This window comes from Treponema sp. OMZ 857 (genome assembly GCF_024181085.1).
In the GTDB taxonomy this organism is placed as follows: domain Bacteria; phylum Spirochaetota; class Spirochaetia; order Treponematales; family Treponemataceae; genus Treponema.
In genome coordinates this window covers 270,430-282,597 of sequence record NZ_CP051147.1, presented here as the reverse complement: position 1 = coordinate 282,597, position 12,168 = coordinate 270,430, and the positions used below count along the sequence as shown (strand labels likewise).

At 43.0% G+C, this 12,168-nt stretch carries 8 protein-coding genes; 4 read left to right on the top strand and 4 right to left on the bottom strand.

The features are described 5' to 3' along the window. The first annotated feature begins 20 nt into the window (after positions 1–20). Both E4N66_RS01140 and E4N66_RS01135 read left to right on the top strand, forming a co-directional pair. Entirely contained in the window at positions 21–1,460 is a 1,440-nt protein-coding gene (locus E4N66_RS01140; protein WP_253728644.1) for a potassium/proton antiporter, read from the top strand. A 140-nt stretch (positions 1,461–1,600) separates the two neighbouring features. Beyond that, the gene (locus tag E4N66_RS01135; protein WP_253728643.1) at positions 1,601–1,858 is read left to right on the top strand and encodes an SWEET family sugar transporter; all 258 of its coding nucleotides are present in this window, start codon (positions 1,601–1,603) and stop codon (positions 1,856–1,858) included. A 77-nt stretch (positions 1,859–1,935) separates the two neighbouring features. Here E4N66_RS01135 and E4N66_RS01130 read toward each other — a convergent pair whose 3' ends face one another. Beyond that, positions 1,936–3,846, bottom strand: a complete 1,911-nt coding sequence (locus E4N66_RS01130; protein ID WP_253728642.1) for a bifunctional metallophosphatase/5'-nucleotidase — start codon at positions 3,844–3,846, stop codon at positions 1,936–1,938. A gap of 89 nt (positions 3,847–3,935) precedes the next feature. Then, positions 3,936–5,072 (bottom strand): YibE/F family protein, encoded by a 1,137-nt coding sequence (locus E4N66_RS01125; protein ID WP_253728641.1) that lies wholly within the window; start codon positions 5,070–5,072, stop codon positions 3,936–3,938. Between the two features lie 145 nt (positions 5,073–5,217). On the opposite strand from E4N66_RS01125, the gene E4N66_RS01120 reads away from it, so the two are divergent. After that, positions 5,218–7,311, top strand: a complete 2,094-nt coding sequence (locus tag E4N66_RS01120; protein WP_253728640.1) for a methyl-accepting chemotaxis protein — start codon at positions 5,218–5,220, stop codon at positions 7,309–7,311. Between the two features lie 488 nt (positions 7,312–7,799). On the opposite strand, the gene E4N66_RS01115 is transcribed toward E4N66_RS01120, so the two are convergent. Beyond that, positions 7,800–8,240 (bottom strand): GNAT family N-acetyltransferase, encoded by a 441-nt coding sequence (locus E4N66_RS01115; protein ID WP_253728639.1) that lies wholly within the window; start codon positions 8,238–8,240, stop codon positions 7,800–7,802. 53 nt (positions 8,241–8,293) lie between these two features. Continuing rightward, complete coding sequence (locus tag E4N66_RS01110; RefSeq protein ID WP_253673225.1) at positions 8,294–9,772, bottom strand: C69 family dipeptidase; 1,479 nt, start codon at positions 9,770–9,772, stop codon at positions 8,294–8,296. A 274-nt stretch (positions 9,773–10,046) separates the two neighbouring features. Here E4N66_RS01110 and E4N66_RS01105 point away from each other — a divergent pair, with 274 nt between their 5' ends. Continuing rightward, a complete protein-coding gene (locus E4N66_RS01105) occupies positions 10,047–12,143 on the top strand; it encodes a methyl-accepting chemotaxis protein (RefSeq protein ID WP_253728638.1) in 2,097 nt (698 codons plus the stop codon). Positions 12,144–12,168: the final 25 nt, after the last annotated feature.

Sequence of the window (12,168 nt, the reverse complement as noted above, 5' to 3'; positions counted from 1 at the left end):
GCGACAATTTTGAGGTTTCTATGATTCTGTTTATCTCGTTTCTTATCATTTTGGCAATGCTGTCGACCAAAATCAGCGATAAATTCGGGCTGCCGCTCCTTATCGGTTTTATTCTTATCGGTGTGCTGGTTGGAAGCGATGTTTTAAATTTATTCTATTTTGATAATGCCCTTTTAACCAAAAAAATTGCGGATATTCTGTTGATCTTTATTATTTTTGACGGCGGATTCTGCGTTTCTAAAGATACGTTTCACAAAGTTGCCGGACCATCGATGACCCTTGCAATACTCGGCGTTGCGCTTACTTCGGTAACACTCGGGTTCTTAATTCACTTTGTCCTAAAATTCGATTTAGCATACTCGATGTTGATTTCTTCTATTATTTCTTCCACCGATGCGGCCGGTGTCTTTATGATTACCAAATCAAACCCGATAAAGGATAAACTTGCGGCAACGCTCAATGTTGAATCCGCAGCAAACGACCCGATGGCGATTTTGCTGACCCTCACCTTTGTACATATTGCAACCGGAGCATTTGATACCCCTGCCTTAACTGTTGCTCGGCTTATTTGGCAGTTTGTCGGCGGCATCATTATCGGTTACTTTGCCTTTCAAATTTCGGTATGGTTGTTCAACCGGCTGCAGTCGGATAATAGAGGGAATTATAACGTACTGATGCTGGGCTGCGTACTGCTTGGATACGGCGCAGCGGAGCTTTGTCAAGCGAACGGAATTATCGCAGTATTTTTTATGGGCTACTGGATCGGTAATACCGCTTTTCCTGCAAAGCGCAGCGTCGGAAGTTTTCTCGAAAGCGTTTCTACTATTTTTAATATCACGCTCTTTATTATGCTCGGGCTTTTATCGTTTCCCCACCGATTCGTCCATATCTGGAAAGAAGCGCTCATCATTGTCGGCATTATGATGTTTGTCGCTCGCCCGCTTGCCGTATTGATCTCTACGTTTCCATTTCAATATACACGGAAGGAAAAATTCTTTTTAATGTGGGGCGGTATTAAAGGTGCGGTTCCCATTGTTCTTGCAACCTACCCGCTTGCGAACGGGTTGGACGAGAACGGCTTTATCTTTGATACGATCTTCTTTGCTGTTTTTCTTTCTTGTATTATTCAAGGAACCACGCTTGCACCGCTTGCACGGCTCTTAAAGTTTACCGACCCAAAGAAACCGGAGTCGCTGTATTCGGTCGAACTGTACTCGCTTAAAGCAAGCGACGTTGATATCTTTGATATTTATATAGAAGATCATTCCGGCAGTATCGGTCAAAAAATCAGCAACCTCCATCTTGATAAGGATACGCTCATCAGCTCAATCGTACGCGGGGGAAAAATCATCTTTCCTAAGGGCGATACCGTTATTCAAAAAAGCGATATTCTCTATGTGCTCGCTCATTCTGCAAAAATAAAGGAAATTACCGACAAGCTCAACGAACCGCGCGAGTAAGCTGCGGATACTCGACAATATGTCCGGCGCCGTTATCCGATATGCCGGAATATTGCTCAACACCGATAAAACGGATATAGTAAACCCATCAATGTATACTTGCAAAGTATTAACTATAAATTGATACGCAAGGAGGAATGATGAGCGAAAACAAATTAAAGATTATCGGTTGGATAGGAACAGCACTATCGGTTACCATGTACGTATCCTATATTCCTCAGATTATGAACAATTTGAGTGGAAATAAAACCGTTTTTCTTCAGCCCTTAGCGGCAGCCGTCAATTGTACAATATGGGTTTTATACGCATTGCTGAAAGATAAAAGAGATTATCCGCTTGCTGCAGCAAACGCTCCCGGGATTATTTTCGGGTTGATAGCGACAATTACCGCTTTTTAGCCACCACACGGGTTTTTAATCAACACCCCCGACGCAGAGCATGGGGTTGTTGATTAAAAACACCGCAAATTAATTTTTTACTTCTTGAGGTCGTTAATATTGATGGATTTAACGTTCGGAGTTCTTCCGTCCGCAGAAGTCGGAATCATGATAGTACCCGCTCTAATCTCATCAAAAATCTTATCCCGTTCGGCAACATTCGGATTAAAACCGATAATCTTCCAGTTGTAATTAACCTTGGGAGTGATAACGCCCTTATCGACTTTCTTTACATACGCACCGATCAAATCTCGAATACGCCCGGCATCCTGCATTACTTCATACGAATCGTAATACACGTCTTGAGGTGTTGCAAGTTTTAAGTTTTGCAGCGTACCGAAGCGGTAGTTATTGACGGCAACCTTATACACCTTTTTAGGATCAAGTGCCTGCCCTTTTATCTTGGCGTTTGTAATTCTATTCCCAGCCTCTTTTGAAATATCGATGTCGTAATCGACACCTTCAAACATATCATAGTTATAACCGCGCACATTGGGATTAAACGAAATCGTTACATCGCCTTTCTTTGCAGTGTTGTAATATGAAGCCGACCACTCCATGTATTTTAACAGGTTCTCACCGGTCATATTAACACCCATCAACGTATTGGAATATTTATAGATAAAGGCCACATCCTTTTTCTTGAAATCCCCTTTCTTTAAATTCATATCAAAGCGGAAAGCGGCAGCGGCAGCAACATCAGCCTTTGTGTAATAAAGCTGCACATTGTTGATTAAATCAATGAGTGCGGTATCTTCAAGCTGAATAGTAGGCATGGTCGTAACTTTGTCTTTTCCGGTAATGTAATCAACACGCGGGATAAAATCTGCCGTAACCTTTCCGACAATGAGGTTTGCATCTGCAACGGATTTATCATGTACAAAGTTAAACTCTTTTTCCATCGCTTTATCGGCAGCAATTTTGGCAGTTTCGCGGTTTTCCGCTTTTACGGAAACAACCTTCCATGCGCCGTTGTCTTTTTTAACCTGTACTTCTCCAACCGCTAAAGCCCAGCCGTAACACCCCGGTTCAATGATCCATGTTTTATCACCGTTCTGACCGTCTACAATGCTTGCATAACGGGCGTGTTCATGTCCGCCGAAGATCAAATCGAATTCCGGAATTTGCTTCGCCATTTCGATAACGCCGCTGTTGGTACCGTATTCACCGTTGCGCCCAAGATGGAACGCACCGATTAGAACGTCATATTGCCCCTTTAAGGAATCGACGGTTTTACGTGCAACAGCTATCGGATCTTCAAATTCCAACCCTTTAAAGTGAGACGGTGCGGCAGCTTCCCACATCGGGATATGAGGCGGCACCATACCGATAACGGCAACGCGGACACCTTCAATATTAAACAGCTGATAGGGCAGTACAAAGTTGCTGCCGTCCTTTGTGTTTTTGATATTGGCACTTACAACCGAACCGTTAAAGTGGCGGATATTACGGGCAAGGAATTCTTTTTCAAAATTAAACTCATGGTTACCCAATACCCAAATATCATAATTCATGTAGTTGAGGGCTTGAATCATCGGATGGGTATCGAGGTCGTTAAACAGATCCGCACTGTTGTCCTGTACTGTGTCGCCGACATCGATCAAAACGGTGTTGGGATTTTGTGCCCGCAGTTCCTTTGCAAGTACGTAAGTTTTTACAAAACCGGCTCCCGCGGTCTCTTCACAGACTGCGTAGTCATAGGCATAGAGCCGTCCATGTACGTCGCCGGTTACACCGAAGGTAAGGGTAACAGCATCCGCGCCCGGCTGCCCCTTTTGGATAATCTTGTGGGTAAGCTTTACCTCATCAGATTGTTTTCCGCGCGCCTTTGCCGTACGTGCAGAGGCATGTTCCGTGCTTCGTGCTGCAGAATTTGTTTCAACGCAAGCGGTCAGCGAAAAAACAAAAATCAATGCAGCTACAAAATGCAGCATTCTTTTCTTGATCATGTGCATACTCCTTTTACATTATTTTTGACACCGCTCAAAATCTTAGGTGAGTTTATCGCGATATCTTTTATAGTACGGATCTTATCCGCCTATTTTCGTACTTTCCCGGCAGCAGGTATTTTCAGTACAACAAGAGCAACCAGCGCCGTGCATGGAACAGCCCCAATAATGCCGATACTTCCGGAAATACCGTGCATAATTTCTATGACGATGCGCGGTATATTGATAAACTGCTTAAAGCTCATGCCGTACCCCCAAATCATCATCACAAGCGGCAGCGACGCCCCGGCAAAGGCTAAAATAAGCGTGTTACTCATCGTGCCGGTAATATCTTTGCCTACGGTCAATCCCGACTTAAACAACTCTTTTTTGCTGAGGCGCGGATTGACCGCTAAAATCTCCTGCATAGAAGAAGCGATAGACATACTGACATCCATCACGGCACCGAGCGAGGCAATCAAAATTGAGGTAAACAGCAGTCCGTCCAGCTTGAGGTTATAATCAGGGGCCAAGTTGAGCAGCTGTTCGCCTCCTTCCATATTGACACCGGAAAGCTGCGCCGAATAAGAAACGATTGCCGAGATAATTCCGGCAATGGTAATACCGGACACGGTACCTGCAATTGCGGTATATGTTTTGCGTGTAAAGCCGCCTATCAAAATAAAGCTGACGATGGTCATAATGGAAACAAGCCCGATAGAAACCGGCACGGGCGGGAAGCCGGCAAACAGGGCTGGAATAAGCACAGTAACAATAACTACACAGGTAAACACAAGCCCAAGGGCGGATTTAAGCCCTTGCCCTCTGCCGAGAATAATCAGCGCGGCAAAAAACAGCCCCAGCAGTACAAAGACATAGGTATCGCGCTTGAGGTTATAAAGCCATACCGCAGTTTGCCCGCCGCTCTCCCGCAGCGTGAACACCGCTTTCAAGCCCTTATACGCAAAATTACTGTGTAAGCTGCTGAGCGTATTATACACTTCAAATTCCGTATTTTTATATTTCCCTTCCAGAATTTTAACACGAAGTTTCTGCGTACCGCGATATCTTCCTTGTACAACAGGATCGGGAGAAAGGTCTTCTTCCAGCACCTCCTCGATAATACCCTCAGCAAATTCTTGGGTAAACGGAGATTCGGGCTTGAGTTTATTTGAAACTTTCGGCATACCGAGACAGAGGAGCACTGTAATGATCAGCACTGCTCCTGCGAATAGTTTTTCTTGCATACTCTATTGCAAAATTATACCGTGAGATTCCCCCGCCCGTCAACAATTTTTTTCCATGTCAATACTTTTTCCCCTATTTTCAAAATATATAAAATATGGTATACATACCACTCAGCTCAAAATTGTTTAAAATAGGATACATAGCATGGCAAAAAAACGTTTTTCAATCAGCAACAAATTGATTATCATTTTCGGACTTTTAATTGCAGCGGCCTCGCTGACGGAAGGAGCACTGGCAATCAGCTTTGCACGGAAAGCCGTTATCGAAAAATTGGAAGTTCAGCTTATCGATAAGGCTTTGGATGAAGCGGAAATTATCGACGCAAAAATAACTGCTTTTTTTCAATTTCTAGAAGGATTATCTCACATACCGATACTGTATGATCCGAATGCTTCATATCAAGAAAAAATAGAACAGCTGCAAAACAATGCCATAAGCAACAATACAATACAGGAGCTTAATATCAGTGATACCGCCGGTGTCTGTTATGCAGAAAGCGGTACGGTAAATGTAAACGACAGAGAATGGTTTAAAGCCTCAATGAGAGGGGAACATTTTGTTTCCGACTTACTGATTTCAAAAACAACTCAAAAGTTGATCAGCACGTTCTCGATTCCGCTTTACGATGAGAATCAACGCATCGCGGGTGTTTTATCAGCCGATATTTCCGGCCTATGGTTCAGGGACAATATCAAAGACATTACCATCGGTAAAAGCGGCAATTGCTACATCATAGGCCCTACGGGAGCAACCATTGCCGATCAGGATATTAATGCGGTAACAAGTATGCTCAACCCAAGCCAAGAAGGACAGAGCAATACTGAATTGGATTCTTGCGGAAGATTCGAAAGAAACGCGATAGCTTCTTCACAACCCGGCATCGGCTATTATGAGTACGAGGGAGTTCCCAAAATTGCGGCTTATACAAAATTGAAGTCAGCCGCATGGACTACTATCGTATGTGCACCTGTAGACGAATTTATGGAAACCGTCAATACACTCCGGCTCAGTCTGATTTTAATCGGATTCGTTATTTTTATAGGAGCCGTTATTATCGTCTATTTAGCAGCTCGGAGTATGATAAAACCGGTTAAGCGGACAGTTTCGGCTTTAAAAAATATCGCACAGGGCGAAGGTGATTTAACCGTAAGCCTTCCGGTAACCGGAAATGATGAAATTACGGACTTATCGGAATATTTTAACGAGACGATTGCAAAAATAAGAAACGCAATCAAATCGATAGGTGTGAACTGCAATCAAATGGAAGAAATCGGAAATGAGTTGTCTACCAATATGACCGAAACGGCAAGCGCAGTACATCAAATCAGTGCGAATATCGATGGGGTAAAACATCAAGCAATGACTCAAGCGGCAAGCGTTACCGAAACAGCGGCAACCGTTGAGGAAATTGTCCGAACCATTAAGCAGTTGAATACAGGCATCGAAATGCAAGCGGCAAGTGTTGCACGGTCATCGTCATCTATAGAAGAAATGGTCGCAAATATCGCTTCGATCGGACAAACACTCACTAAAACCGATAGCGCGATTAAAGAGCTTACAACCGCAACCGCTAACGGCAAAGCTACGATCGTTACATCGAATACCGTAACGCAAAAAATTGCTGAAGAATCCGGTTCTTTACTGGAAGCGTCAAGCGTTATCCAGCACATTGCATCGCAGACAAACTTATTGGCAATGAATGCTGCAATAGAAGCTGCGCATGCAGGAGAAGCCGGTAAGGGCTTTGCCGTTGTAGCTGATGAGATAAGAAAGCTTGCCGAAGAATCTTCGGTACAAGGAAAAACGATCACCACAACCTTAAAAATGCTTTCAGCGGAAATAGAAACCCTTTCCGCATCATCCAAAACGGTAGAAGGAAATTTCAATAGTATTTTTACTCTTGCAGAACAGGTTAAAGAGATGAGCGCCCACCTAACCGAATCGATGAAAGAACAGGAGCACGGCAGCAAAGAAGTATTGACAGCTATTAAGAACATCAACACGGTAACAATGGAAGTACAGGCCGGTTCCGAGGAAATGCTGAAAGGCGGCGAAGGGGTTGCTCAGGAAATGCGAAAACTGGATAATCTTACCCGCATCATAACTGACAGTATGAATGAGATGGCGGCAGGTGCGGTGCAGATTAACAATGCCGTGCAGGAAGTAAACGAGATTACGCAAAAGAACAAGCAGAGTATTGAGAATTTGGCAACCGAGGTCTCTAAATTCAAAATTTAGACACAAATAGAGCGGTATCTACGGCGTTGCTGCACAAAAATAAATGCTCAACGTACACAAAGTACGTCTCCGCTTTATTTTTGTTCGCGCCTTGTATCTACTCGCTCTATTTGTGTCTAAGATATTTCGCAAAAGCGCTGAAAAAAATAATTTTCCGATAAAAAGAAAAATGACGACTTAGGGTTCTACCCTAAGAACCCGCCGTGATTCCAAAGATAGTTCCCAAAATAGAAGTTTGCGGGTAAGCTTTTCACGAAAATACATTTCGAGGCAGTAACACGGATGTTAGTGATGTTTATCAGAAACACGCTTAGGCGGAAGATTAAGCGTGTAGGTATATCGTCTCTGTGGGTGTTGTTTATTCAGCGCCTTGTATCTACTCGCTTTATTTGTGTCTAAGATATTTCGCAAAAGGGTTGAAAAAACAGGTTTTTCGATAAAAAGGAAATACCCTTATACCGCTAAAAAACTGTCCCAAAGATATCAAGCTAGGTGTCTATTCTTTTTAATTCTGTCAGTGCTTTATTGCGATAAACTAAATCGTTCCTAGCGGAAAAACCTTCGTTTTCCCAAAAGGCATTACCATCTTTATTTTTAGTGAATACAACTAACGCGGTTTTGTGAATACCAATATGTTTTAAAGCATTCAGCACCGTGGAGATCAATTGGGAAGCAACCCTTTGTCTCCGCCATTTCGGATGTACAGCAGTATGGTATATGTAACCTCGCCTTCCGTCATTTCCTGCCAATATTGCGCCGATAATATCTTTTTCATTTTCCGCAACAAAACATGTTTCCGGATTGCGCTTCAAGAAACGAGCAATACCTTCTTTTGAGTCATCTAAATCGTTCAAGCCCATTCCCGCACACGACATCCATAAAGCATATACCGCTTCATAGTCGGATACAAGCATAGTACGTATATTCATTGGTTGCTTCCAATTTCCGGCAGTTTAGCGGCTAAACTGCCGGAAGACATTCTTTATTTTTCTTTTGCTACAGACGGTTCAAAGGCTTTTTTAGGAGTTCTGCCTTCGTTCTTTGCTGCAAAACCTACCAGTTCCGGGTATATTTTCTGTGCTTTAGCAAACACATCGGCTGCTTGGTCGTTTCCTAATTTGGTTGCATATTTTGCTGCGGCGGATTCACCTTTTTTGGTATAGAGCCGTGCAATTTCAGCATCTTTGTCTTTCTGCTCTTTAATCAGCTTTTGCTCATAGGCTTTCCAATAGCTGCGGACATTCTTTCCATACATATCCCTGTTTAATGCTGAAAAGACATTGATAGTCCGCATCAGCCAGTAAAACGAATCGGGTGTATACATTTCGTTGTCTACTTTATACGCAGAGTAGGTGTCCGTAATGTTGCCATAGAATGGCAGATATACTGAATGTTCCGCATTTGCCATTGCCATCCACATTACACCGCCGATAGCTTTCGGTAATGTGTTTTTCATCTGAATGATATGGCACTCCATAGAAGTCGGTGTACCGATTGCCCGAACTCCTGCGTTTTCCGGTAAATTTGCATTTTTATCGGTATCTTCATAGCGGTAGCGCTGCAATTCCATTACATCTTCAAGCGCGATTTTCTTGTCAGCCTTTCTCCACAAAGAGAATAGCTTTGTGTCATACGCAACCTTAGCGGACGGTGAGAGTTTGTTTTGTCCTCCCCAAAGCCGCACACGGTTGTAGTCGTTCATTTCTTCTCCATAAGTAAGCCCCGCATGGAATTTACCGTCAACTTCTTTATAAAAACCTTTCGCTTTAGGCAAATTGATTAAATCTTTTGATGCAATAACATCTTTACTTGCCGTATCAATGTAGCCGAGCAAGAAGCAATTAGGTACTACCGCATACATATCGTCCGGAACTTTAACCGCCGCATACTGATGGCCGGTATAAATTTCCATGTACCAGGTTTCTTTATCGTCTGCAATAAAAAGGATATTGCCTTCAGCTGAACCGTAGGTATCTACAATCTTTGCAATCCGTTCAACGCCTTCCCGTGCGGTGGTAACATACGGCAGCACAACGGTTGTCATAGATGCTTCAGACAGTCCGTTTTCAACAAGCGGGTCAGCTGCTTCCGCTGCTTTTCCCGGAGATGCTGAAACGGTTGCGCTCATAGCAACGCCGTGCTCGTTAAAACCGACTTCGTCGTAGATGCCTTCGGATTGTTCGGCATCGCAGATAGCGGTATACCGATAACTCTCTTTCGGTAATTCGATTTTAAAGCCGATTGAGTCGGCAAACTGTACCGGCTTTCTGTTTTTCTTATGCGGATATACCTTAAAGGTTTTGTTATGGGCACCGCTTAAATCTTCAGTCCGTGCAATGATACGAAAGCCGTCGGCTGTTGCATCCTTTCCTGCAACGAAGCCGGTACAGCCGAAAGCATTAGACATTCCTGTCCATACGCTAGCTGCGGCAACCAATAAAAACAGACACATTTTTTTCATAATGTACTCCCTGTTAAAAATAATCCGGTAAATCTTACCGGACACAAATATGAAAAGGATTATATCATGCAATATGAGCCTTGTCAAAAATTTAGCTATGACTTACAGGGTTGTAGATAATATATAGGACAATACTGCTTTAGATTTAATTTAACATTAAAAACATTAAAATTACAAAATTAGCCATTATAAACATTGTAAACCTTGCAAAAGGAATAATATATGTTATGATAAAAGGTATCGCTATGCATTATATTTTCTTAGGGGTTGTACAATGAAAAAACGTTTTTCGCTTCGTTACAAACTTATCGTTATTTTCGGTCTTTTAATTTTACTTGCAGGTTCTATCGAAGGCGCTCTTGCGGTATATACGTCACGAAAAGCGGTAATCGAAAAAGTTGAGACCCATTTAATCGATAAAGCACTCAATACGGCGGAAATTATTGACGGACGAATAACAGCTATGTTTCAGTTTTTGGAAGGTATTACCCGCATGCCGATTATTCAAGATAATTCCAGATCATTTCAGGAAAAAATGAGCATTCTTGCTAAAGAAACCCAGTTCAATACCGTACTGAAAGAATTATATATAGCCGATCCCTCAGGGAAGCAGCATAATATCAACGGTACGACGGAAGATTACGCAACCGACCCTTGGTTTGCGGTAGCTGTTACCGGAAAAAAATTTATCGGCGTTCCCGATCGTGACGAAACACGCGGTAATGCGCTGTTTATCGCTTTCTCCATACCTGTCTACGATAGGAACAAAAACTTGATCGGTGTGCTGGGAGCCGATGTTGACGGCCATTGGATAACCGAACAGATTAAAGACATTGTTGTAGGCGAAACGGGATATTGCTATGTCATCAATTCTGATGGAACGGTTATCGGGCATAAAGATGCTTCTCTTGTCGATAATTTTGATAATGCACAACAGCGAGCACAAACAGATGCACAGTTTAATTCTCGTGCAACCTTTGAAAAACAAGCTCTGCAAAACAGCAAGGCTTTAATCGGCAGTTATACATACGACAATATTTCGAATATTGCAGCTCATGCTCTGATAAAGACAACGGGCTGGACTGTTATTATCAAAGCTCCGTATCACGAATTTATGGGAACCGTCGATACCTTACGCAGCACCATGATACTGATAGGGTTTGTCATTTTACTGACGGCAATCGTTATTGTATATATTATCTCCCGTGCAATGGTAAAACCGATTCAAAAAGCCGTTTCTGCATTACAGGATATCGCACAAGGCGAAGGAGATTTAACGGTACGGCTGCCTGTACACGGTAATGACGAAATTACCGATATGGCAGAATACTTCAATGAAACAATCAAAAAAATCGGTATGTCGATACATACCGTCGGTACAAACAGTAACAACATGGAAGAAATCGGGAATGAACTTGCATCCAATATGACTGAAACGGCAAGCGCTATAAATCAAATCAGTGCAAATATCGATGGCGTAAAACAACAAGCTTTAACGCAAGCGGCAAGCGTTACCGAAACAGCCGCTACTGTTGAAGAAATCGTACGCACAATTAAGCAGCTGAATACCAGTATTGAAACGCAAGCGGCAAGTGTCGCCCAATCTTCATCTTCCGTAGAAGAGATGGTTGCAAATATCGCCTCTATCGGACAGACCCTTGCAAAAACCGATGATGTAATCAAAAATTTGACCGGTGCAACAGGAGACGGTAAAGCAACACTTGTAACCTCAAATACCGTAACACAAAAGATTGCCGAAGAATCCGGTTCGTTGCTGGAAGCATCGAGCGTTATTCAACATATTGCCTCGCAGACAAACCTTTTAGCGATGAATGCCGCCATCGAAGCAGCCCATGCAGGAGAGGCGGGAAAAGGTTTTGCGGTTGTTGCAGATGAAATTCGCAAGCTCGCAGAAGAATCTTCAATACAAGGAAAAACCATCACAACAACGCTGAAAGCATTATCCGGTGAAATTGAAACCCTTTCCGCTTCGTCCAAGACAGTAGAAGAGAAATTTAATACTATTTTCACCCTTGCGGAGCAGGTGAAGGAAATGAGTACCATCCTTACGGAATCGATGAGGGAACAGGAAAACGGCAGTAAAGAAGTATTAACGGCTATTAAGAATATCAATATGGTAACAGTGGAAGTACAAGCCGGTTCGGAAGAAATGCTGAAAGGCGGTGAAGGTGTCGCAGAGGAGATGCAAAAATTGGACAGTCTGACCCGCGTTATCACCGACAGTATGAATGAGATGGCAGCCGGCGCGGTGCAGATTAGCAATGCAGTACAGGACGTCAACGAAATTACGCAGAAGAATAAGCGGAGTATTGAAAAGCTGGCAGAGGAGGTCGCTAAGTTTAAGGTATAATAGGTAAAACATAAACGTACAACTA